This is a genomic window from Saccharopolyspora griseoalba, assembly GCF_042665275.1.
Taxonomy (GTDB): Bacteria; Actinomycetota; Actinomycetes; order Mycobacteriales; family Pseudonocardiaceae; genus Saccharopolyspora; species Saccharopolyspora griseoalba.
In genome coordinates, this window is the sequence record NZ_JBHTCJ010000016.1 from 1 (window position 1) to 22,165 (window position 22,165).

The 22,165-nt window shown below is 71.8% G+C and carries 20 protein-coding genes, 3 tRNA genes and 1 pseudogene; 7 read left to right on the top strand and 17 right to left on the bottom strand.

Annotated features, from left to right (window positions below; translation table 11 throughout):
* Window positions 1-123: 123 nt before the first annotated feature.
* The 3 genes from ACFQRI_RS23510 to ACFQRI_RS23520 form a co-directional block, all read right to left on the bottom strand.
* Entirely contained in the window at window positions 124-1,131 is a 1,008-nt protein-coding gene (locus ACFQRI_RS23510) for a LacI family DNA-binding transcriptional regulator (protein ID WP_380672126.1), read from the bottom strand.
* A gap of 176 nt (window positions 1,132-1,307) precedes the next feature.
* Complete coding sequence (locus tag ACFQRI_RS23515) at window positions 1,308-2,090, bottom strand: adenylate/guanylate cyclase domain-containing protein (RefSeq protein WP_380672128.1); 783 nt, start codon at window positions 2,088-2,090, stop codon at window positions 1,308-1,310.
* A gap of 97 nt (window positions 2,091-2,187) precedes the next feature.
* Window positions 2,188-3,399 carry an MFS transporter gene (locus ACFQRI_RS23520; protein WP_380672130.1) on the bottom strand — a complete coding sequence of 404 codons (1,212 nt, stop codon included), beginning with the start codon at window positions 3,397-3,399 and terminating at the stop codon, window positions 2,188-2,190.
* Between the two features lie 72 nt (window positions 3,400-3,471).
* Between ACFQRI_RS23520 and ACFQRI_RS23525 the strand changes: the two genes are divergently transcribed.
* On the top strand, window positions 3,472-4,416 hold the full coding sequence (locus ACFQRI_RS23525) for a LysR family transcriptional regulator (protein ID WP_380672132.1): 945 nt from the start codon (window positions 3,472-3,474) through the stop codon (window positions 4,414-4,416).
* Here ACFQRI_RS23525 and ACFQRI_RS23530 read toward each other — a convergent pair.
* A pseudogene (locus ACFQRI_RS23530) lies at window positions 4,383-4,847 on the bottom strand (GNAT family N-acetyltransferase); the annotation flags it as partial. The gene ACFQRI_RS23525 and the pseudogene ACFQRI_RS23530 sit on opposite strands and share 34 nt — an antisense overlap.
* A gap of 306 nt (window positions 4,848-5,153) precedes the next feature.
* Window positions 5,154-6,596, bottom strand: coding sequence for a M28 family metallopeptidase (locus tag ACFQRI_RS23535; RefSeq protein ID WP_380672134.1), 1,443 nt, complete (start codon window positions 6,594-6,596; stop codon window positions 5,154-5,156).
* 85 nt (window positions 6,597-6,681) lie between these two features.
* Between ACFQRI_RS23535 and ACFQRI_RS23540 the strand changes: the two genes are divergently transcribed.
* Window positions 6,682-7,761 (top strand): flavin-containing monooxygenase, encoded by a 1,080-nt coding sequence (locus tag ACFQRI_RS23540; RefSeq protein WP_380672136.1) that lies wholly within the window; start codon window positions 6,682-6,684, stop codon window positions 7,759-7,761.
* 172 nt (window positions 7,762-7,933) lie between these two features.
* Here ACFQRI_RS23540 and ACFQRI_RS23545 read toward each other — a convergent pair whose 3' ends face one another.
* A complete protein-coding gene (locus ACFQRI_RS23545) occupies window positions 7,934-8,524 on the bottom strand; it encodes a TetR/AcrR family transcriptional regulator (protein ID WP_380672138.1) in 591 nt (196 codons plus the stop codon).
* Between the two features lie 150 nt (window positions 8,525-8,674).
* On the opposite strand from ACFQRI_RS23545, the gene ACFQRI_RS23550 reads away from it, so the two are divergent.
* Window positions 8,675-9,562, top strand: coding sequence for a poly(ethylene terephthalate) hydrolase family protein (locus tag ACFQRI_RS23550; protein ID WP_380672140.1), 888 nt, complete (start codon window positions 8,675-8,677; stop codon window positions 9,560-9,562).
* Window positions 9,563-9,658: 96 nt separating this feature from the next.
* On the opposite strand, the gene ACFQRI_RS23555 is transcribed toward ACFQRI_RS23550, so the two are convergent.
* The 4 genes from ACFQRI_RS23555 to ACFQRI_RS23570 all read right to left on the bottom strand — a co-directional run bounded on the left by ACFQRI_RS23555 (window position 9,659) and on the right by ACFQRI_RS23570 (window position 13,413).
* Window positions 9,659-11,167 carry a sodium:solute symporter family protein gene (locus tag ACFQRI_RS23555; protein ID WP_380672142.1) on the bottom strand — a complete coding sequence of 503 codons (1,509 nt, stop codon included), beginning with the start codon at window positions 11,165-11,167 and terminating at the stop codon, window positions 9,659-9,661.
* Window positions 11,164-11,439, bottom strand: coding sequence for a hypothetical protein (locus ACFQRI_RS23560; protein ID WP_380672143.1), 276 nt, complete (start codon window positions 11,437-11,439; stop codon window positions 11,164-11,166). Before ACFQRI_RS23560 ends, ACFQRI_RS23555 begins: the two co-directional genes overlap by 4 nt.
* A gap of 103 nt (window positions 11,440-11,542) precedes the next feature.
* Window positions 11,543-12,748 (bottom strand): CaiB/BaiF CoA transferase family protein, encoded by a 1,206-nt coding sequence (locus ACFQRI_RS23565; protein ID WP_380672145.1) that lies wholly within the window; start codon window positions 12,746-12,748, stop codon window positions 11,543-11,545.
* On the bottom strand, window positions 12,745-13,413 hold the full coding sequence (locus ACFQRI_RS23570; protein ID WP_380672147.1) for a GntR family transcriptional regulator: 669 nt from the start codon (window positions 13,411-13,413) through the stop codon (window positions 12,745-12,747). Before ACFQRI_RS23570 ends, ACFQRI_RS23565 begins: the two co-directional genes overlap by 4 nt.
* Window positions 13,414-13,543: 130 nt before the next feature.
* Between ACFQRI_RS23570 and ACFQRI_RS23575 the strand changes: the two genes are divergently transcribed.
* Window positions 13,544-14,449 carry a hydroxymethylglutaryl-CoA lyase gene (locus ACFQRI_RS23575; RefSeq protein ID WP_380672149.1) on the top strand — a complete coding sequence of 302 codons (906 nt, stop codon included), beginning with the start codon at window positions 13,544-13,546 and terminating at the stop codon, window positions 14,447-14,449.
* A gap of 75 nt (window positions 14,450-14,524) precedes the next feature.
* On the opposite strand, the gene ACFQRI_RS23580 is transcribed toward ACFQRI_RS23575, so the two are convergent.
* Complete coding sequence (locus ACFQRI_RS23580; protein WP_380672151.1) at window positions 14,525-15,820, bottom strand: MFS transporter; 1,296 nt, start codon at window positions 15,818-15,820, stop codon at window positions 14,525-14,527.
* A 2-nt stretch (window positions 15,821-15,822) separates the two neighbouring features.
* Window positions 15,823-17,016, bottom strand: coding sequence for a M20 metallopeptidase family protein (locus ACFQRI_RS23585; RefSeq protein WP_380672152.1), 1,194 nt, complete (start codon window positions 17,014-17,016; stop codon window positions 15,823-15,825).
* A 125-nt stretch (window positions 17,017-17,141) separates the two neighbouring features.
* Between ACFQRI_RS23585 and ACFQRI_RS23590 the strand changes: the two genes are divergently transcribed.
* Window positions 17,142-18,164 (top strand): Lrp/AsnC family transcriptional regulator, encoded by a 1,023-nt coding sequence (locus ACFQRI_RS23590; protein WP_380672154.1) that lies wholly within the window; start codon window positions 17,142-17,144, stop codon window positions 18,162-18,164.
* A gap of 168 nt (window positions 18,165-18,332) precedes the next feature.
* Here the strand turns inward: ACFQRI_RS23590 and ACFQRI_RS23595 are convergent, their stop codons facing one another.
* Window positions 18,333-19,073 (bottom strand): VOC family protein, encoded by a 741-nt coding sequence (locus ACFQRI_RS23595; RefSeq protein WP_380672155.1) that lies wholly within the window; start codon window positions 19,071-19,073, stop codon window positions 18,333-18,335.
* Between the two features lie 154 nt (window positions 19,074-19,227).
* On the opposite strand from ACFQRI_RS23595, the gene ACFQRI_RS23600 reads away from it, so the two are divergent.
* Together ACFQRI_RS23600 and ACFQRI_RS23605 are read left to right on the top strand one after the other, a co-directional pair.
* Entirely contained in the window at window positions 19,228-20,016 is a 789-nt protein-coding gene (locus ACFQRI_RS23600; RefSeq protein WP_380672157.1) for an ion transporter, read from the top strand.
* A 282-nt stretch (window positions 20,017-20,298) separates the two neighbouring features.
* The gene (locus tag ACFQRI_RS23605) at window positions 20,299-20,727 is read left to right on the top strand and encodes a hypothetical protein (RefSeq protein WP_380672159.1); all 429 of its coding nucleotides are present in this window, start codon (window positions 20,299-20,301) and stop codon (window positions 20,725-20,727) included.
* 98 nt (window positions 20,728-20,825) lie between these two features.
* Here ACFQRI_RS23605 and ACFQRI_RS23610 read toward each other — a convergent pair.
* From ACFQRI_RS23610 to ACFQRI_RS23625, 4 genes are all read right to left on the bottom strand, one after another.
* A tRNA-Val gene (locus ACFQRI_RS23610) sits at window positions 20,826-20,900 on the bottom strand.
* A 1-nt stretch (window position 20,901) separates the two neighbouring features.
* Window positions 20,902-20,973, bottom strand: a tRNA-Cys gene (locus ACFQRI_RS23615).
* A 36-nt stretch (window positions 20,974-21,009) separates the two neighbouring features.
* Window positions 21,010-21,081: transfer RNA gene (locus ACFQRI_RS23620), tRNA-Gly, on the bottom strand.
* A gap of 135 nt (window positions 21,082-21,216) precedes the next feature.
* Window positions 21,217-21,642 (bottom strand): SsgA family sporulation/cell division regulator, encoded by a 426-nt coding sequence (locus tag ACFQRI_RS23625; RefSeq protein ID WP_380672161.1) that lies wholly within the window; start codon window positions 21,640-21,642, stop codon window positions 21,217-21,219.
* Window positions 21,643-22,165: the final 523 nt, after the last annotated feature.

The window sequence follows — 22,165 nt, forward strand, 5'->3', positions numbered from 1 at the left end:
GAACGCTGCTTCAACCAGCTCAAACAACACCGAGCCATCGCCACCCGCTACGACAAAACCGCCCAGTCCTACCAAGCCATGATCGACCTAGCCACACTCCTCATCTGGCTTTGAGGACACCCCCTAGGCGGAGGAGCGGAGGACGAGTTCGGTGGGGAGGGTGACCGCGGGTTCGATCTGCTCGCCGTCGACGGCCCGCAGCAGCTGACCGGCCATGGTGCGGCCGATCCCGGCGATGGGCTGGCGCACGGTGCTCATCGGCGGGTCGGCGTGGGCGCTGAGGGCGATGTCGTCGAAGCCGATCACCGCGACGTCCTCGGGCACCCGCACGCCCTCGCGCCGCAGCACGCGCAGCGCGCCGTCGGCCATCAGGTCCGAGGCGGCGAAAACCGCGTCCGCTCCCGATTCCTCGGCCAGCAGCCGCTGCATCGCCTCGGCCCCGGAGGTGCGGGTGAACTCCCCCGCGATCTCCACCCGGGGCAGGCCGGCGTCGTCGATCGCGTCCCGGTACCCCTGGAGCCGGTCGATCCCGGCGACCATGTCCGACGGCCCGGCGATGGTGGCGATGCGCCGTCGGCCCGCCGCGACGAGGTGCTCGACCGCGGCCCGCGCCCCGCCGTAGTTGTCCACGTCCACGTGCGGCACCACCACCGACCCCAGCGCCCGCTCGTTGCTGACCACCGGGATCTTCGAGCGCACCAGCGCCGCGGTCAGCGGATTGGCGCCGTGCACCGACGCGAGCATCACGCCGTCGACGTGCCGGGCCTGCGCGGAGCGCTCGATGCGCTGCGTGCTCTCGGCGGACCCGGCCAGCATCAGCACCAGCTGCCGGTCGGCCTCCTCCAGCTCCTGGCTGATGCCCTGGATGAGCTGCGGGAAGAACTGGTCCTCGGAGAACACCCTGGTCGACGATTCGGGCAGCACCAGCGCGATCAGGCCGGTGCGCCGGGTGACCAGGGTGCGCGCGGCCAGGTTCGGCACGTACCCGAGCTCGGCGATCGCCTCCTCGACGGCGCGACGGCTCTCCGGGGTCGAGGGCTGCCCGTTGACCACCCGGGAGACCGTCGCGCGGGACACCCCGGCGCGCTCGGCCACGGTCTCCAGCGTCGGTCGCCGGTGCCCCTGCACCATCGGGTTCCTCCTCGCGGAAGGGCGGATCGATGCGCGCAGGCTACCCGGTCGCGGGCGTTCGTCCGACCGCCTCCGCGAGTTCCGCTGCCGGCGACCGCGGCCTTCCCGCGGCGGAAACCCGTTGCGACGTGGCGAGAAGCGGACACCGGAACCTCCGCCGGCGCGGGGGTGGACGGCTACCGGCCCGCCGCATCCCCCGGTCCCCAGCGGGGTACGACGGCGTGGACCGCGAGGTCCTTGGGCGTGCCCTTGGCGCGGAACCTGCGCGGGCGCGTCGCGTAGCGCTCGCGGTGCGCGGCGGCGAGCACCTGCTCGGACACCAGGACCTCACCGCTGCCGGCGGCGTCGGCGATGCGCGCGGCGATGTTGACGTCCACGCCGAGGTAGTCCCGCCCGACCCGGCGGGGCTTGCCCCGGTGCAGGCCGACGCGCAGCTGCGGGCGGTAGCCGTCGACGTTGACCGCGCTGACCGCCGCACCCACCGCGGACGCTGCGCGGATCGCCTCGTCGGCATCGGTGAAGGCCACCATCACGCCGTCGCCGAGGGACTTCACCACCTTGCCGCCGCAGGAGCGGACCACCTCCTCGGTGACGTCGAAGACCTCGCGCAGCAGCCGGAGCACCTGGTCGTCACCCGCGTGCAGCGCCCAGGTGGAGAAGCCCACCAGGTCGGTGAACATGATCGTCACGGTGCCGTCGCCCGACCGGGAGAGCGCCTGCCACGCCTGCACGGCGGCCAGCCCGAACTCCTGCGCTGCGCTGGGGGCGTCCCCGGAGGCCTGCAGGATCAGCCGGGCCACCCGGTCGGGGCCCTTGGCCGGGAAGGCGGGTTCGACCGCGCCGGGCAGCATCCGGCGCAGACCGCGCGCGGCGCCGACGACTCCCGGGTTCCGGTTGACCCGCCGCACCGCGCTGGCGGCCTTCCCCCAGAACCGCTGCGGCCCCGATTCCCCGATCATGCACCATCCCCGCTGAGCTCCGGACCCGCTCGAACCGGGCGGGTCCGCGCCCAGCATACCCACTTTGCTACTGGGCAGTAGGTAGAGCGGTCGAGGATCACCACCGCAGCCGGAGCGCCTGCGCACCGGGAACTCCCACCTCGCTCGCCCGGCGCTCGACCAGCAGCAGCGCGACCCCCACCGGGATCAGCGCGACGGCCGCGAGCGCCGTCCAGGTCGTCGCGATCGGCAGCGGCCGACTCCAGGTCAGCAGGCCCACGACGATCGCCGGGAAGCCAGCGCCCGCGTAGAACGCCAGGTAGAGCGCTCCGGTGATGCCGCCGCGCTGCCCCTCGGGCGTGCGGTCGACGACCGCCGCCGACGCGCCTCCGTAGACCAACCCGTGCCCGAGGCCGGCGGCCACCGCCATCGGGAAGGTCACCAGCAGCGAGGCTCCCGCGGTCGCGGCCAGCAGGACCAGGCTCAGCAGCAGCGCGCCGAGCCCGAGCAGCTGCGCGCGACGCGCACCGAGGCGGCCCACCAACGGCTGCACCAGCACGGAGAAGATCAGCACGCTGCCGAGCACTCCCCCGGTGATGGCGGGTCCGGCGCCCAGCAGGCTCGGGATCAGCGAGAGGAACAAGCCGACCACGGCCCAGGCCAGGAACCCGTTGACCGCGGCCGCGGCGAACGACCTCCGCATCCCGGCCGGGATGCGGGGCCGAGAAGGCCGCCACCGCCCCGGTGCCTGCGCGGCGGGCAACCCGGAGACCTGGTGCCAAGCGATCCGCAGCAGCACCAGGTGCACCAGGTACGGCAGCAGCACCGGGTCGAACGAGCCGAGCACTCCCCCGGCGATCGGGCCGATCGCGGTGCCCGCGAGGAACGCGGTGCTGGCCACCAGCGACCCGCGCCCCGGTGCGCCGCGACCGATGAGCACCCCGGCGGCCCCGGTCGCCGCCCCCAGCGCGAGCCCCTGCAGCGCGCGTCCGGCCAGCAGCACCGCGGGGCCGGTGGCCAGGGCGAAGCACGCCGAGGCCGCCGCGGCGGCCAGCGTGCTCCAGCGCAGCACCGAGCGCGGCCCCAGCGCGTCGGAGGCCTGCCCGAACAGCACCAGCGCGGGTGCGCTGACCAGCGCGAAGGTCGCGTAGATCAGCGTCGTGGTGAGATCGCTGAACTCGAAGGCCCGCTGGTAGCCGGGGTAGAGCGGGCTGGGCAGGTAGGCCCCGGCGGTGAGCACGACCAGCAGCAGGGCGCCGGTGCGCAGCTCGCGGGAACGCTCGGCGGGGCCGGGGAGCGTGCGCGGGAAGGAGCGAGCGGAAGGAATCACACGTCCATCCTGCGGATCCCGACCCGTGAAGAGAATCAGATGGTTCCGCAGAGAACCGTGTAAAATTTTCGCATGCTCGATCCGAAGCTCAAGGTGCTGCAGCTGGTCGCGCACCACGGCACGGTCACGGCGGCCGCGGCGGCCTCGCACTACACGCCTTCGGCGGTGTCCTACCAGCTCAGGCAGCTGGCCGAGGAGCTCGGCGTGGAGCTGCTGGCGCAGTCCGGCCGGGGCGTGCAGCTGACCGCCGCGGCGCGAACGGTGCTGCGGCACGCCGACGCGCTGCAGGCGCGGGTCGAGCGCGCCTACGCCGAGCTGGCCGCCTCGGTCGACGAGCCGATCGGCTCGTGCACGCTGTGCGGGTTCTCCACCGCGGCCACGCGGCTGCTCCCGTCGACCGCCGCCGCGCTGCGCGAGCGGTTCCCGCAGGTGCAGGTCCGGATGATCGAGGCGGAACCGGCTCGCTGCTTCGACCTGCTGCTGGCGGGCGACGCCGACCTCGCGCTGGTGATCAACACTGCGGACACCCCGCCCGCCGCCGACGAGCGGTTCGCGCAGCGACCGCTGCTGGACGACCCGCTCGACCTGGTCGTGCCCGCCGACCACCCGCTGACCGGGCGGAACCGGGTGACGCTGGCCGATGCCGCCGACGAGCCCTGGATCCTCGGCAGGCCCGGCAGCACCTACCACCACCTGGTGCGCACCGCGTGCCTCACGGCCGGGTTCACCCCGAACATCGCGCACTACGCCGACGAGTGGGACACCGGGACCGCGCTGGTGGCCCACGGTTTCGGCATCATCCTGGTGCCGCGCCTGGCCCGGCTGCACGAGGACTGGCCCGTGGTGCGCATCCCGCTGCACGGCGAACCCGCCCCGGCCCGACGCGTGCTGGCCGCCACGCGCCGCGGCGCCGAGGAGCACCCGGTGACCGCCGCGGCCCTGGAGGCGATCAACCGCGCCGCGGAAGCCCTCGTGCCGGGCAGCTCGATCAGCACCGTGTCCCGCCAGAACCCGTGATGGCAGGCGATGCGCTCGCGCACGCCGACGGTGCGGAACCCGGCCGCGCGGTGCAGCGCGAGGCTCGCGCGGTTCTCCGGGAAGATCGAGGACTGCAGGGTCCACATCCCGTCGGCGTCGGCGGCGGCGACCTGCGCGCGCAGCAGGGCCCTGCCGACCCCGCACCCGCGGAACCCGTCGCCGACGTAGACCGAGGTCTCGCCGACCCCGGCGTAGCACTCGCGCGCGGACACCGGTGCGATCGCGGCCCAACCGGCCACGGATCCGCCGACCTCGGCGACCCAGCGGTGCTGCGGCAACCACTTGGCCTCCAGCACCTCGCGCGCGGGGACCTCGGTCTCGAAGGTGGCGTGACCGGTGGCGATCCCCTCGCCGTAGATGCGCCGCACCGCGGGCCAATCGCTCTCCCGCAGCGCGCGGACCAGCACCTCGCCGGGCCGATCGGCCTTCCGGGGATCGCCGGTCGAGCGCGCTTCAGCACTGTCGCTCATTCCCCACGATGACCACGCCGGACCCGGCGGAGCAATCCGCCCCGGTTCCCGAAACGCGGGTTTTTCCGGCGTTCACCGCGAGGAAAAGGAGGCCGGGAACGCCCTGGGGTCGTCCAGGAATGCGGCGTGGCCGCTGCGCTCCAGGCGGCACCGCGGCGGGTCGTGAGACGTCTTCCGGCGAGCACGCCGCGACTCACGCACCGGGCCCAGAAGGCGCCTCACCACCCGCACCGCGCACGACGGCTCCTACCGCTGCGGGAGGGGGAAGGCGACCGGGCTGCGGTGGCCGTCGGCGTCGACGGCGCGGACGCCGAAGAACACGTTGTCCTTCGACAGGTCGATCAGGGCAGAGGTGGTGTCGCCGACGTCGATGCCGTGGGTCCAGTCCGGCGCGGTGGTCTCCCGCCACACCACCTCGTACCCGGCGATGTCGGGCTCCGGACCGCGCTCCCAGACCAGTTCGGTGTCGTTGGTCAGCTCCTCGGTGCGCACCACCACCCCGGCCGGCGCGCCGGGCCCCTGCGCCAGCGACCACGTGGTGGCCAGGTTGACCCTGGCCACGCGCGCGATGTAGCCGAAGTCGCAGAACTCCGGCAGGTCGCCGTAGCGGGTGCCGTCCTCCTCGCGCACGTCCTGGTGCTGGTGCCGGTAGTCCTCGTGCGGCTCGGTGAACCGCGCCGCCGGGTAACCCCGCTCCAGGAACCTGATGTGGTCGCCACCGCGCAGGAACCGGTCGCGCCGGTAGATCACCCGCACCCGCATCCCGGTGGCGTCGTTGGTCGCCACGTCGGTGACGAACCGGGCCAGCTGGCGCGAGGCGGAGTCGTTCTCGCCGCCCACCGAGCGCCGGATCTCGGCCTGCTCCTCGGTTTCCGAGGTGGGCACGCCCTCGGCGAACAGCCGCACCGTGCGCGGGTCCGAGGTGCCGTCGTCGGCGCGGCTGGCCCCCACGATGTCGTCGGTGAACATCGCGCGCACGTCGGCGCCGGCCGCGGCGAACTGCTCGGCCATGTGACCCGCGCCGTAGAGCCCCTGCTCCTCAGCGGCCACCGCGGCCAGCACCACGGTCGACTCCAGCGGCTCCCGGGACAGCAGCCGGGCGAGTTCGAGCACCACGGCCACGCCGGAGGCGTCGTCGTCGGCACCGGGGGCGTCGCTCTCGGCGTCCATCACGTCCGAGGCGCGCGAGTCGTAGTGACCGCTGACCACGTGCACCCGCTCGGGGTTGGTGGTGCCGCGAATCGTGGCGACCACGTTGGTGATCCGCGTGGTGACCGGGATCCGATCGGCGGGCTCCTGGTCGTAGCCCTGCAGCTCGACGGTCATCCGCCCGCCGGATTCGGCGGCGTAGGACTGCATCTCGGCGTGCAGCCAGTCGCGCGCGGCCCCGATGCCGCGCTCGGGATCGTCCTGACTGGACAGCGTGTGCCGCGTTCCGAAGCCGGCCAGCTCGCGCACCGCGGCCTCGATGCGCCGCTCGTCGACCTGGGCGAGCAGCGCGCGCAGCTGCGCGTCCGGTCGCTGCGGAACGATCGGTTCACCGGGTGGCAGCGAACCACCCGCGGCGGGCCGCAGGTCGGCGGCCCGCGCGGTGCCCGAGAGCACCGCGGCACCGGTGATGCCGGCGGACGCGGACAGGAAGGCGCGCCTGCTGTGGCCTGCGCGCGAGCCAGAAGCTGAAGAACCCATGCACAACTGTCTACGTGTCCGGACGCCGTCGAAGAAGGAACCGATCGGCCCAGCCGGAGCGCCCGGAAAGCGCAATCATCCGGCGATGCCCGAGCTGTGCGCCCAGACTGGACCGGTGGAGCGCTTCGACACCGTGGTCATCGGCGGCGGGCAGGCGGGGCTGGCGATGGGCCACCGGCTCGGGCTGGCCGGCCGCCGCTACCTGGTCGTCGACGCGCACGAGCGCACCGGGGACTCCTGGCGGCACCGGTGGGACTCGCTGGAGCTGTTCACCCCGCGCCCGTTCTCCGGTCTGCCGGGCCTGGCCCTGCCGGAATCGGTCCCGCAGTACCCGCGCAAGGACGACGTGGCCGACTACTTGGAGCGCTACCGGCAGCACCACGAGCTGGCGGTGCGCACCGATTTCCCGGTGCGCCGCCTGAGCCGCGACGGGGACTTCGCGATCACCGGACCGGGTGGGGCGCTGCGAGCCCGCTCCGTGGTGGTGGCCACCGGCCCGTTCCGCACCCCGCGCGTGCCGGAGTGCGCGGCGAACCTCTCCCCCGCGGTCTGGCAGCGCCACTCGCACGACTACCGGCGCCCCTCCGAGGTCCCGCCGGGCGAGGTGCTGGTGGTCGGCGGCGGGAACTCGGCGGCGCAGCTGGCCGAGGAGCTCTCGGCCGGCCGCCACGTGACGCTGGCGTCGAGCGGGCCGCTGGTGATGGCGCCGAAGACGCTGCTCGGCGTGAGCTTGTTCCGCTACCTGGACCTGACCGGCTACCTGCGGCTGGACCGGGACTCCCGGATCGCCCGGCGCGCCCGCCCCTACGCCGACGTGATCATCGGACGGGGCGTCCGCGAACTGCTGCGAACCGGCCGGGTGACCGGGATTCCGCACGCGGTCACCGGTTGCTCCGGCGATCGGTTCACCTTCGCCGACGGCAGCACCCGCCGCTTCCGGAACGTCCTGTGGTGCACCGGGTACCGCTCCGACCACGACTGGATCGACGTCCCGGGCGCTCTCGACGAGCGGGGCCTGCCCCGGCAGGACCGCGGGATCTCACCGGTGCCGGGGCTGTACTGGATCGGCCTGACCTGGCAGATCCGGATCAACTCGGCGCTGCTGTGCGGGGTCGGCGCCGACGCCGCGGAACTGCTGGCCCGGATGCCGGACTGCCACCCCTGAACGACGTCGAGGGGTCGTTCAGGAATGCGGCGCAGCCGCTGCGCTCCAGGTGCGGGGCTCGGCGGGTTGTGAGACGTGCGCCGCGACACCGTTGGCATACGTCAGGAGCGGCGCACGGAGCCCAGGAGGCGTCTCACAACCGCCACCCGCACCGCCACTTCCGCACCAGCCCCTAGCCGCGCCACCTCGCCACGCGGTTCTCCAGCTCGGAGACGGCGTCCTCGAAGGCCGCGTGCACCCGCTGCTCGTCGCCGCAGGTGAGCAGGTCGACGAACAACCCGCGCAGGCAGGCCATCAACGAGGTGGCCACCGGCAGCGCCTCGGACTCCGGGCAGCCGTGCTCGACCAGCCCGGCGGCGATCAGCTCGGTGCGCTGCCGCATCGAGGCCGCCACGGCCTCGCCGATCGCCGCGTCCCCGTACATCGCCTGCCCGGTGATCGCGACGAACAGCCGCACGTGGCGCCGACCCGATTCGCCCGTCGCGCGCCGCCAGATCGCCCGCAGCGGGTCCGGCTCGTCGCGCGGCAGGTCGGGAACCGCCAGGGTCTCGGCCAGCACGCGCTCGACGATCTCGGCCACGAGCCGGTCCCGGGAGGCGAAGTGGTGCACCAGGGTCGCGTGGCTGACCCCGACCGACTGGGCGACCTTGCGCAGCGACAGGCCGTCGAGCCCCTGGTCGAGGGCGTGCTCCGTGGCGGCGGCTAGCACCTCACCGCGGCGGTGCTGGAAGCGCAGCTTCCGGCCGTCCACGCGTTCTTCCATGCGTCCAGATTAGTTCGCCGCCATTTTTGTTGACCGATTGGTAGAGCTACTTTAATCTCGATCACGTCCGGAACCAGGTTCACGCGAAATCCGACTCCACGAGGACACATCCGGCGCGCCCGACCCGGGCGCCTCCCGAAGGGCTTCTTCATGGACTCAACGCGCTCCACGAGACCCTCTTCCCGACTGCGCAGCGCTCTGGTCGTCACCGCATCGGTGCTCGGCCTGATCGCCGGCAGCGGCGCCTCGGCGCAGGCCGTCGAGCCCGCCGACGTGCACGGACCCGACCCCACCGAGGAGACCATCACCGCACCGCGCGGCCCGTTCGAGGTCGAGCAGGAGAGCGTGTCGCGCTACAGCGTCGACGGCTTCGGCGGCGGCACGATCTACTACCCCACCGACACCTCGGAGGGCACCTTCTCAGCGGTGTCCGTCGCCCCCGGCTACACCGGCACCCAGGAGTCCATGTCCTGGTACGGGCCGCGGCTGGCCTCGCACGGCTTCGTGGTGTTCACCATCGACACCAACACCATCTACGACCAGCCCGACCAGCGCGCCCAGCAGCTGCTGGCCTCGCTGGACTACCTCACCCGGGACAGCAGCGTGCGGGACATCATCGACCCGGAACGCCTCGGCGTGATGGGGCACTCGATGGGCGGCGGCGGTTCGCTGCGCGCCGGCCTGGACGACCCGGCCCTGCAGGCGATCATCCCGCTGACGCCCTGGCACACGACCAAGGACTTCTCCGGCGTGCAGACCCCGACGATGATCATCGGCGCGGAGAACGACACGGTCGCCCCGGTCGCCCAGCACTCCGAACCGTTCTACGAGAGCCTGCCCGACGACCCCGGCAAGGCCTACCTGGAGCTGGCCGGTGCGGGCCACCTCGCGCCCAACGAGGAGAACACCACGATCGCCAAGTTCAGCATCGCCTGGCTCAAGCGCTTCCTGGACGACGATCTGCGCTACGACAAGTTCCTGTGCCCGCCGCCGCAGGACCCGGCGTTCTCGGAGTACCGCGCCACCTGCCCGTACTGACCGAATCCGCACCTCAGCACATCTGATGAAAAAAGGAAACGACCGCGGCGCCGGCATGGGGGTCCGGCGCCGCGGTCCCGACGAATCGCGATTCGCTCAGCTTCGGGCTGGTTGGGCTGGGTGGGGTTGGGTGTCCGGGGTTCGTGCGGTCGGGGTGGTGAGCAGGGAGCCGACCACGCAGATGACGACGTTGAGGGCCAGGCCGAGCAGGCCCGCCGGGATGCCGTGGAGCTTGTCGACGTCGAAGACCGTCCAGGCACCCGCCAGCAGGGCGCCGGCCAGCATGCCCCAGAACACCGGTCCGGCGGACAGCCTCCGCCAGTACAGGCCGAGGATGAACGCGGGCGCGATCTGCACGATCAGCTCGAACTTGAGCACGAAGATGTTGAACAGCGTGCTCGGCGGGTTCCAGGCCACCAGCAGCAGGATCGCCACCGCCACCACGCCGACGACCTTGCCGACCAGCACCTGCTTGCGCTCGGAGGCCTGCGGCGCGATGTGCCGGCCGTAGAGGTCGCGCGAGACCACCGACGACAGGCTCAGCAGCGCCGAGTCCGCTGTGGACACGATCGCGGCCACCACGCCGCCGAAGAGCAGGATCATCAGCACGTAGAAGAACAGGTTGATCCCGGCGACCTCGTTGGCGATCAGACCGACCAGCTGCTCGGAGTCGTCCTCGGAGAGCCCCGGGAACAGCTTGATGCCCACGATGCCGACCACGAACACCACGCCGGTGGTCACCAGCGGCATCCAGGCCATGATGGCCAGCGAGCGCTTGAGGGTGCGCTCGCTGCGCGCGGCGTAGATGCGCTGGATGGCGTGCGGGTAGACCGCGGCGCCGATGCCGATCATGATGATCATCGACAGCCAGTTCACCGAGTCCTCGCCGCTGGGCACGCCGGCCTTGACCGGGTCGGTGTCGGCCAGGTGCCGGGTCAGCTCGCCGAGCCCGCCGCCGGACAGGTACAGCGCGCCGATCAGCAGCACGGCCACGCCCACCAGCAGGGCGATGCCCTGCATGACGTCGGTGAGCGCCACCGCGCGCATCCCGCCCGCCCAGGAGTAGACCAGCATCACCACGACGAAGGCGATCACGCCGACCTGGTAGGGCACCGTGTTGCCGGTCAGGCCCGAGATGCCGTGCCCCATCGCGATCAGCTGCTCCAGCAGGTAGTTCGCCAGGCCCCACAGCATCAGGGCCGCGACCAGCAGCGAGACCGGCGTGGAGCGGAACCGGTAGCGCACCCAGTCCGTGGGGGTCACGAACGACTCGCGCTTGGCGATCGCGTACAGCCGGGGCGCGAACAGCAGGTACCCGGCGATCACCGCGATCATGAACGGGACCGACTGCCACCACAGGAACCCGGAGCGGTAGGCCTCCGGGGCGTAGCCGACGATGGAGTTCCCGCTGTACTGCGTGGCGTAGAGGGTGAAGAACAGCGCGACGAACCCGAGCCCGGATCCGCCCAGGTAGTACCCGCGCGCGGTCTTGTGCTCGCCCGAGGGCTGGCCGCGCCCGGCGAAGTAGCCGATGAGCAGCATCGCCGCCGCGTAGGCGACCAGCACGAGGATTCCGCTGAGGCCGCCGAAGCTCAGACCGGTCATGCCGCCTCACCTCTCCCGCGCTCGGCCTGCTCCTCGGGTTCCACGACGTTCCAGCGGCGCAGGCAGATCCAGCTGACGAACGCGGCGAACACCACGGTGAACGCCACCGAGATCGCCACCCAGTAGGGAACTCCCAGGAGCAGCGGGCGCGTGGACCCGGCCGGCAGGTAGAACGGCACGCCGGCCAGCACGATCACCGCCATCGCGATCCACAAGCCGGGGCTGCGGATCGGCTCGCGTCTTGGGCCGTCCTGAGATCGTCGTTGATCCATCGTGGACTCCGAATCAGTCGCTCGGTACGGGTCTTTCGCTGCACTGCGTCTCGTGTGGTGAAACCGAGCTGGTGGCACCGGTTTCCGCGCGCTCGCGAGCGGGTCAGATCACCCGCTCGTCGCGCCAGCGGCGCAACTGCTCGGCGTCCGCGCCGAGGACCGCGCCGTAGATCTCCTCGTTGTGCTGACCGAGCTCGGGACCGACCGTCCGGACCTCGCCGGGGGTTTCGGACAACCGCGGGACCACGTTCTGCATCGGGAACTCGCCCAGCTGCGGGTGCATCAGCCGCACGATGGCCTGCCGCGCCGCGTAGTGCGGATCGGCCACCATGTCCTCGGCGGTGTAGACCCGGCCCGCGGGGACCCCGGCCTCGTGCAGCCGCTCCAGCGCGTCGTCGGCGTCGAACTTGCGCGTCCAGGAGGCGATGATCTCGTCGAGCTCCTCCTGGTCGGCGCCCCGCGCGTCGTGCGTGCCGTAGCGCTCGCCGGTGGCCAGTTCCGGCCGTCCCATGGCCTCGCACAACCGCGCGAACACCGTGTCCCGGTTGGCCCCGATGATGATCTCGGCCCCGTCGGCGGTCGGGTAGGCGTTGCTCGGCGCGATGCGCGGCAGCACCGAACCGGTGCGCTCCCGCCGGTAGCCCGCGATCTCCCACTCGGGCAGCAGCGACTCCATGAACGCCAGCACCGCCTCGTAGATGGCGGTGTCGACGACCTGCCCGCGACCGGTGCGCTGCCGGGCGTGCAGCGCCATCACCGCGCCCAGCGCCGAGAACGTCGCGGCCAGCGAGTCGCCCAGGCTGACCCCGACTCGGCTGGGCGGTCGGCCGGGCTCGCCGGTGACGTGCCGGATGCCGCCCATCGCCTCGCCGATGGAGCCGAAACCGGCGCGCGAGGAGTACGGCCCGTCCTGGCCGTAGCCGGTGACCCGCACCAGCACCAGCCCGGGGTTGATCTCCTGCAGCTCCTCGTAGCCCAGGCCCCAGCGCTCCAGCGTGCCGGGGCGGAAGTTCTCCACCAGCACGTCGGCGGTGGCCACCAGCTCGCGCAGGATCCGCTGGCCCTCGGCGGTGCGCAGGTTGGCGGTCACCGACTTCTTGTTGCGCGCGATGACCGGCCAGGCCAGCGACTGGCCCTCGTGCTTCTGCTGGCCCCACTGCCGCATCGGGTCGCCCGCGTCCGGGTCCTCGACCTTGATCACCTCGGCCCCGAAGTCGGCCAGCAGCTGGCCGCAGAACGGGCCCGCGATGAGCGTTCCCGCCTCGATGACGCGGACGTCCGAAAGCGGCCCGCTCGGCGTTTCCGTCACTGGGTCTCCTCCTCGTCGTGCCCCGGGCGCAGCAAGGTCGCCCGGGCCGCCAGAACGTGCGACTGCATGACCGCGTGCGCCCAGTCCCCGTCGCCGGCGGCGATGGCCTCGGTGAGCTCGCGGTGCTGGATGAAGCTGCGCTGCAGCTCCGCGGTCGTGTACTGGTGGAACGTGCGCCGCACCAGCGGCACCTCGATCACCCGGGACAGCAGTTCGGGCAGCAGCCGTCGCCCGCCCGCGTCGTGGATGGCCCGGTGGAACTCCATGTTCAGCCGGGTGATCTCGTCGTGCGCCCCGTCGGCGTCACCGCCCGCGAGGCGTTCGAGCTGGCGCTCCATCCCCGCGCACAGCTCGCGCAGCCGCGGGACGTCGGCCTGGCCGCGCAGCGCCGCGTTGCGCGCGGCGTAGCCCTCCAGCAGGCTGCGCAGCCCGAAGATCTCCTCGGTGTCCTCGGCGCTGAGCGAGACGACCTCGGCACCCCGGTTGGGCACCACCCGCACCAGCCCGTCGGCCTGCAGCCGCCGGATCGCCTCGCGCACCGGCGTGCGGCTCAGGCCGTGCTCCTCGGCGAGCTGCTCCTCGCGCAGGCGGCTGCCCGCCGAGCGCGTCCCGGTGAGGATGTCCTCGCGCAAGGCCCGGTAGGCCCGCGCGGCGGCTTGTGACACGGCCCACTCCCTCCCGAATATTGTGCACAAAGTAGCAGCGCGATCCGACCCTGAACAGGTCTTGCGCCAGCAAATTCGAAGGTCGATGATGCCCCGGTTCCCGGATTGTGCACAAAAGGAGGCGAGCGCCGTGACCGCAGCACTTCCCGCCGAGATCGGGATCGTGGAGGTCGGCCCGCGCGACGGCCTGCAGAACGAGAGCGCGCTGCTGTCCACGGCGACCAAGGTCGAACTCATCGAGCGCTCCATCGCCGCGGGAGCGCGGCGCGTCGAGGCCGTCTCCTTCGCGCACCCGCGGCTGGTCCCGCAGATGGCCGACGCCGAGGACGTGCTGGCCGCCGCCCCGCAGCGCGACGACGTGGAGTACTCCGGGCTGGTGCTCAACCGCCGCGGCTTCGACCGCGCGCTGGCCGCGGGCGTGCGCGAGGTCAACGTCGTGGTCGTGGCCACCGACGAGTTCAGCCGGCGCAACCAGGGCGTGACCACCGAGGAGGGCCTGCGGGTCTGGGAGGAGATCGCCGCGGCGGCGCACGCCGCCGGGGTGCGCCCGGTGGCCACGATCGCGGTGGCCTTCGGCTGCCCGTTCGAGGGCGCGGTCAGCAGTCGGCACGTCATCGAGCTGGCCCGCCGCATCGCCGACTCCGGCCCGTTCGAGCTCGCGCTCGCCGACACCATCGGGGCGGGCGTGCCCACCCAGGTCCAGGAGCTGATCGGCGGGATCCGCGAGATCACCGACGTGTCGCTGCGCTGCCACTTCCACAACACGCGCAACACCGGCTACGCGAACTCGGTCGCCGCGATCCGAGCCGGGGCGGCCGCTCTGGACGCCAGCGTCGGCGGCATCGGCGGTTGCCCGTTCGCGCCGAACGCCACGGGCAACATCGCCACCGAGGACCTCGAGTACCTGCTGTCCGGCATGGGCGTCGACACCGGCCTGGACCTCGCGGCGCTCTCGGCCACCGGCACCTGGATCGGCGAGCAGCTCGGCAAGGAGGTCCCCGCCCTGCTCGGCAAGGCGGGCCCGTTCCCCGGGTGACCGCACTTCTTCCATCGAAAGTCCCCGAGCGAGGAGCGAAGCGCTCGGGGACTTTCGATGGAAAGGGCTGCGCGGCTACACGGGCGCGGCCTCCGGCTCCGCCGGAACCGGCTTGCGGGAGGTGTCGGCCAGGGTGATCGCCGCGACGACCGAGACCGCCGCCACCACGATCAGGTAGTAGGCCGGGGACATCCGGCTGCCGGTGAACTCGACCAGCGAGGACAGGATCAGCGGCGTGGAACCGCCGAAGATCGACACCGCGGCGCTGTAGGCCAGCGAGAGACCGCTGTAGCGAACCCTGGTCGGGAAGGCTTCGGCGATCGCGGTGGAGATCGCCGCCAGGCTCGGTGCCATCAGCAGGCCCAGCAGCACGTAGGCCAGCACGATCGAGGGGAACGAGCCGGACAGGATCAGCCGGTACATCGGCACGGCCACCACCATCAGCGCCAGCGGCGTGGCCACCAGGAACGGCTTGCGCCGCCCGATCCGGTCGGACAGCACCGCCCAGGCCGGGCAGGTCACCAGCAGCGCCCCGATGCCCACCAGCATCGCGGTGAACATGTCCGACTGCGGGATGCCCAGCTCCTCGACCAGGAAGGCCGGCCAGAACGCCTGCACCATGTAGGTGCAGGTGGTGCCCGAGACGATCAGGCCGATCACCTTCAGCACGCTCGGCCAGTGCTCGCGCAGCGCGACCACCAGCGGCGCGCCGCCGCCGCCCTCGGCCGATTCCGCCTGGAACTCCGGGGTTTCGTCCAGCCGCAGCCGCAGGTAGAGCCCGATCGCGCCGAGCGGCAGGGTGATCAGGAACGGGATCCGCCAGCCCCACTCGTCGAGCGCCGCGGCCGTCATCGACAGCGACAGCCCCGCGCCGATCGCGGTGGCCACGAACGTCGCCAGGAACTGGGTGAACATCTGCCAGCTGCCGTAGAAGGTGCGCTTGCCGCGCGGGGCGTACTCCACCATGAACGCCGTCGCGCCGCCGAACTCGCCACCGGCCGAGAAGCCCTGCACCACCCGCGCGATCACCAGCAGCGCGGGCGCGGCCACGCCGATGGCGTCGTAGGTGGGCAGCAGTCCGATGACGAAGGTGGCCACCGACATCCCGATGATCGAGATGGACAGCGTGGTGCGCCGACCCATCCGGTCGCCGTAGTGCCCGAAGATCAGCGCGCCCAGCGGGCGGAGCACGAAGGACACGCCGAACGCGGCGAACGTGGCGATCAGGCTCTGGCTGCCCGGGAAGAAGTTCGCGGCGATGGCCGCGGCGAAGAACCCGTAGAGCCCGAACTCGAACCACTCGATGAAGTTGCCGATGGCGGCCGCGACGACGGCCTTGCGGCGCACCTGCCCGGGAACGGAAGCAGTCATGATCATCTCCCCACGTGGGTGCGGGCCAGGGCGAGCTCGGCGTAGAGGGTGGCGCCGTCGGCGAGCACCGCGTCGTCGAACAGCGCGGTCGGCGAGTGGTTGTAGTCCGCGGCGTCCGGGTCCATGCCCTCGGGAACCGCGCCGAGGCCGACGAACCCGCCGGGCACCTCGTCGAGCACGCGGCAGAAGTCCTCCGAGCCGGACAGCGGGTTGGCCAGCGTCTCGTGCCGCTCCTGACCGAAGAGCTCGTGGATGGTGCGGTCGACGAACTCCACCTCCTCGGCATCGGTGCGGGTCGGCGGGTAGCCGTGGCGGTAGTCCACCTCGACGTCGACCCGGTGCGCGGCGGCGACCGCGCGCAGCACCTCGGCCGAGCGCTCCCGCACCCGCTCGCGCGCCTCCGGGGAGAAGGTGCGCACGGTGGCGCCGAAGGTGGCGGTTTCCGGGATGACGTTGACCGCGGTTCCCGCGCGCAGCGACCCGACCGAGAGCACCACCGGGTCGAAGATGTCGAACTGCCTGGTCACCATCGTCTGCAGCGAGGTGATCATCTCGCTGATCGCGGCGACCGGGTCCTGCGTGTGGTGCGGTGCCGAGCCGTGCCCGCCCGAGCCGTGCACGCTCACGTGGAGCTCGTCGGAGGCCGAGAGCATCGTGCCGGCGCGCGTGACGAACCGGCCCTGCGGCGCGGTCGAGGAGAACACGTGCAGCCCGTAGGCGGCCTCGACCCGCTGGCCGGACGCCTCCAGCACGCCCTCGTCGACCATGATCCGCGCGCCGTCGTAGCCCTCCTCGCCCGGCTGGAACATCAGCACCACGTCCCCGCCGAGCCGGTCGCGGTGCGCGGAGAGCAGCCGGGCGGCACCGATGAGCATCGTGGTGTGCAGGTCGTGCCCGCAGGCGTGCATGGTGTCGCCGGTGCGCGAGGCGAAATCCAGCCCGGTGCGCTCGCGCACCGGCAACCCGTCCATGTCACCGCGCAGCAGCACCGCCGGGCCGTCCCCGCCGCGCAGCACGGCGGTCACCGAGCTGGTCCCGCGACCGGTGGTGATCTCCAGCGGCAGGTCGTCGAGCGCGGCCAGCACGCGTTCCTGCGTGCGCGGCAGCTGGAGCCCGACCTCGGGTTCCCGGTGGAATTCGTGGCGCAGGGCGATCAGCTCCTCGCGCATCGCCCGCGCGTCCTCGTGCACAGCCAACCCGCCACCTCCGGACGTGACCTGCTTCATAACGGCGTCGTGGCGCGTCAGTGTGCGATGGTCGGGAGGCCTGACGTGTTAAATCGCACGATTCGTGCGGCTGGCGGCAGCTGGGAAGGTGATTCGTGCGTTCGCGAGCACCCGAGCTCTCCGAAGAGGATCTCGCGCTGATCCACACCCTGCAGATCGCCCCGCGGGTGAGCTGGGCGGAGGCCGCGCGCGTGCTGGGCTCCACCCCGACCACGCTGGCCGCCCGCTGGCAGCGGCTGCGCGAAGCGGGCCTGGCGTGGGTGACGGTGCACTCCGGCGAGCGCTCCGGCGACGTGGTCGCCTTCGTCGACCTGCGGGTCGACCCGACCGAGCGCGCCGGGACCATCCAGCGCCTCGCCCTCGACGCCCGGGCGGCCTCGGTCGAGGAGACCGCCGGCGGGCGCGACCTGGTGCTGACGGTGATCGTCCCGGACTACGACGCGCTGGCCACCTTCACCCTCGACGACCTGCCCGCCACCCCGGGCGTGCGCGCGGTCAACACGCACGTCGCGACCAAGGTCCACCGCCAGGGCGCGGACTGGCGCCTGGACGCCCTCGACCGCGACCAGCAGGCGGCGCTGCGCGAAGCAGCCCGGCACGCCGAGAGCCCCGCGGGCGACCGGATTCCGACCTCGCACTGGCCGGTGGTCGAACACCTGGCCCGCGACGGCAGGCGCAACGCCGCCGAGATCGCCCGCGCGATCGGCCGCGACCCCGCGACGGTCCGCAGGCAGGTCGCCCGCCTGCTGGCCTCGGACGCGCTGGCGTTCCGCTGCGAGGTGGCCGGGCTGCGCTCGCGCTGGCCGATCGTGTGCACCTGGTTCGCCCAGGTCCCGATGACCGAGCTGTACCGCACGGTCCGCTCGCTGTCCACGCTCCCCGAGCTGCGCCTGCTGGTCTCGACCGCGGGCCAGTCCAACCTGATGTTCCTGCTGTGGGCGCGGTCCACCGGCGACCTGATGCGCATCGAGCGGCTGGTCAACGAGAAGCTGCCCTGGCTGCGGCTCTCCGAGTCGGTGCTGACGCTGCGAACCCGCAAGCGCATGGGCTGGCTGCTCGACCAGCACGGCCGAGCCACCGGCGACCTCGTCCTGCCCACCTCGCTGCACCCGGCGTGACGCGCGGAGCGGGGAGCTGAGCGCGCGGCTCGGCCGCTCGGCTGACGACCCGGCCGATCACCGCGCGGTGGCCAGGCCGGGGTGCCGCGGCGTCCTCCTCGGCCTCGCGCCCGGCTCCGCGGTTCGGTGGAGGCCTTCCGCTCCGCACCGCGGTGCGGGATGTTCGGGTCAGGCCGGGGCGAGCACGCAGAACTCGTTGCCCTCCGGGTCGGCGAGCACCGTCCACGGCACGTCGTCGGGTTGCCCGACGTCGACGCCGGTGGCGCCGAGGGCCTTGAGCCGGTCGACCTCCGCGGCTCGGTCGCCGCCGCGGTACGGGCGCAGGTCGAGGTGGATGCGGTTCTTCACGGTCTTGGCGTCCGGCGTGCGGCGGAACTCCAGGTACGGCCCGACCTCCGCGGAGGAGCGCAGCACCGCCTGCTCGTCGGTCACCTCGTGCACGGTCCAGTCGATCGCCTCGCCCCAGAAGCCGACCAGGGCTCGCGGGTCCGCGCAGTCCACCACCACCGCGTCGATCGGCCCGGTGTCCTGCCGGTTCGACCGCGGTTCCAGCACGCAGAACTCGTTGCCCTCCGGATCGGCGAGCACCGTCCACCCGACCTCGCCCTGCCCGATGTCGACGGGCTTCGCACCGAGCTCCTGCAGGCGCGCCACGAGATCGGCCCGGTGCGCCGCGGAATCGGTCGCGAGGTGGACGTGCACCCGGTTCTTCGCGGTCTTGGGCTCCGGGACGGCGAGAACGTCGATGACGACCGCGACCGGGTCGGGATAGCTGAAGCCCACCGGTTCCAGGTTGGTCACACCGGGGCCCTCGCTGTCGGTGCCCCACCCGAGCACCTCGGCCCAGAACCGGCCGAGCGCGGAGTCGTCCCGCGCGTTCATCGCGATTTGAACGAGTCGCAGCGTCATGCGGCTGACCCTATGCCGGTGCCGCGGGAGATTCACTCGAATTTCGCGAACCCGGCGTCCGGAGCGCGCCCTCCCTCGAAACCCGGCCGCGCGACGATCTCCGACCCGGCGCGCCTCACCGCCGCCGAACCCGAATCTGATTCAATGCGCGACCATGACCAGCGCAATCACGACGTCGCGGCGCACGAACGCGGTGGACATCGCGATGCTCGTGCTCGCGGTGCTCTCGCTCGGGCTGCTCAGCTTCGTGATGTTCTTCGAGCACACCGCCGCCACCGCGCACGCGATCTTCGTCGTCGACACCGCGATCTGCGGCGTGTTCTTCGTCGAGTTCCTGTGGCGCTGGCGGGCGACCGGGTGGCGCGGCCGGTTCCCGCTGCAGAGCTGGTACGAGATCCTCGGCATGATCCCCGTGGCCCACCCCGCGCTGCGCGGGTTCCGCCTGCTGCGCGTCGTCGTGGTGGTGATGCGCTTGGCCCGCACCGCCGACCGCGCCTTCGGGGAGCGCGTCACGCAGCAGCTCATCGAGCGCTACTCCCGGCCGATCGTGCTGGCCATCAAGAAGCCGATCACCATCGCGGTGCTCGACGAGGTGGTCAAGGTCGTCGAAACCGGCAACTACCCGCAGAACGTCGCGCGCTCGCTCGACGAGAACCGCGAGCAGCTGCGCGAGATCATCACCGAGAAGCTCAAGAACGACGAGCAGGCCGGCAGGCTGAAGCGCCTGCCGTTCCACGACGAGATCGTCAACTCCGTCATGGAGACCTCGATCCGCGTCATCCACGAGGTCCTCGTCGACCCGCGCATCGACGAGTTCTTCACCGAGGTGGTCCGGGAGAACCGCGAGCAGATCCGCCGCGCGGTGCAGCAGGGCCTCCACGAGGTCGAGAAGCAACCTCCCGAAGACCCCAGCGCCTACCGGGCGGCGTACCAGCAGGGCTGAGCCGGGCGCATCGCGTCCTGGGCAACGCGAGATGTGCACGACCCGGTGCGCGAAACCGATCTCGTCGATCCGCGTCCCGATCCGGACGAACGACCTCCGCGATCGTCCAGCGCCCCGCGGAGGCGGATTCGATCTCGTCGAACGCTTCGAGCACCGGAAGCGCTGAGGGTCGGACGGCTGCGGGAGCCGCTCGGGATCGGACGACGATCGGCCTGGTGGGCGGTGGCGCGCGAGCGCACACTGGGGACAGCAGGCCGCGCATCGGAAGACGAGGCCGCGAACATGTCATCTGAGCGTCGTGCGGGACACCCGCCCACCGCGAGCGGCGGGCAGGCGCGCCCCCTGCTGGTCTGGCGAGCGCTGAGCGCGCTCTCGCTGCTGGCCATGGGCGGTATCCACCTGTACCTCGTCTTCGCGGGCACCGGTGGCGTGCTCGGCGTGCTGTTCGTGCTGAACGCGCTCGGTGCGCTCGTGCTGGCCATCGCGATGCTCGCCCTCCGCCGCGGACTGGCGGCCACGGGCGCGCTGAGCCTGCTGTTCGTGGCGGGCACGCTGCTCTCGCTGGTGATCGCGCTGACCCCGGTCGGGCTCTTCGGGATCCGTTCGAGCCTCAGCTACCAGCTGGCGCCGACCGCGCTCGTGGTCGAGTCGATCGGCGTGATCGTCCTGGCGGTGACCACCGCGCTGGCGTTCGGCAAGCGCACCGGATGAAGCGCTCCGCGTTTTCGCGGAGGTCGAAAACAACTCCACCCGCGCGCGAAAAAATCCCGCCGACGGTGATCGTCGGCGGGACAGAATGCTCGAGAATGTGGTGCGCGATACTGGGATTGAACCAGTGACCTCTACCGTGTCAAGGTAGCGCTCTCCCACTGAGCTAATCGCGCGAGGCGGAGGCGGGAATCGAACCCGCGTACAGGGCTTTGCAGGCCCTTGCCTAAGCCACTCGGCCACTCCGCCGGACTCCGCGTCCACACGGAACACCAGAGGATCCAGAGCGGATGACGGGATTCGAACCCGCGACCCTCACCTTGGCAAGGTGATGCGCTACCGCTGCGCTACATCCGCCTGCAGCGGCCTCGGTCCGGTTTCCCGGCCCGTTCGCCGCTTGCAAGGAAAACTTTAGACCACGCCCTGGAAGCCGATCAAAGGGGGGTCCCATCCCGCCCGGCGCGGTGCCGCGCCGAGCCGGATTTCCCCAGTTCAGCCCATGTCGAAGGGCAGCAGCCGGGTCAGCGCGTCGTCCACGTCGACCCACAGGTTCTCGTTGCCGGGGACCACCACGTCGTAAGTGCGGTCCAGGAAGTCCGCGAGCTCCTGGGCCGAGGCCTCGAACACGGCGTGCCCGGACGGCGAGCTCAGCTCGATGGCGACGACCTCGGGGTCGTCCACGGCGGGACGGATCGTCACGTCGCCCTCACCGGCGTGCGCGATCAGGCCGTCGGCCAGCAGATCGCGGGCGAAGACCCACTCGACCCAACCGGCGCGGCCGGTGCGGAACGCGGCCACGACCGCGTAGGGGTCCCGGGTGTCGTAGCGGAGTTCGACCTGGACCGGCACGGCCGGCGCCTGCGGAGCCAGCAGATCGAACACAGCCGTCGAACGGAGTGTCACGTGATCGTTACGCATTGTCCTCCCCTTCCTGCTCCCTCCCGGTCCCTTTATCGACCGAGCAACACAGTTGTGACGCTTCAGCGGGCAGATTTACTCGCGACTCCCGCATAGATCACCCGGTCGGGCCACAACCCAATTCGTAGGGCAATCGCGCGAACGCGCAGCGTGTTTGCTTTCCCTGCCGCGAACTCTTCTGATGTCGAGCGGTCGGCCCCGAGACCGTTGCCCACCCAGCGCCACCACCGATTACCTTGGGTAATCAGGTCAACCGTGCTTGAGCCTGGCCTTCGATCCGTCGCCCAACGCCGCGCGATCTCCGCCTCCGCGTACCCGTTGACCACCGGGTTCACGCTTCACCGCCTCGCTCGGCGCAGGTCCCAGAATAGGCGACGAAAGCCCTTCGCATTTTCTCGTTGCGGGCGCGCGTGAGACGTCCACCACGCAACGTCCCCGTATCGGGCTAATGGTTCTGACCGCCCCGGTTACTCGCCACGCACGGCGCCGAACGGCTGGTCGAGTCGGGCGTCACAGTGTGACC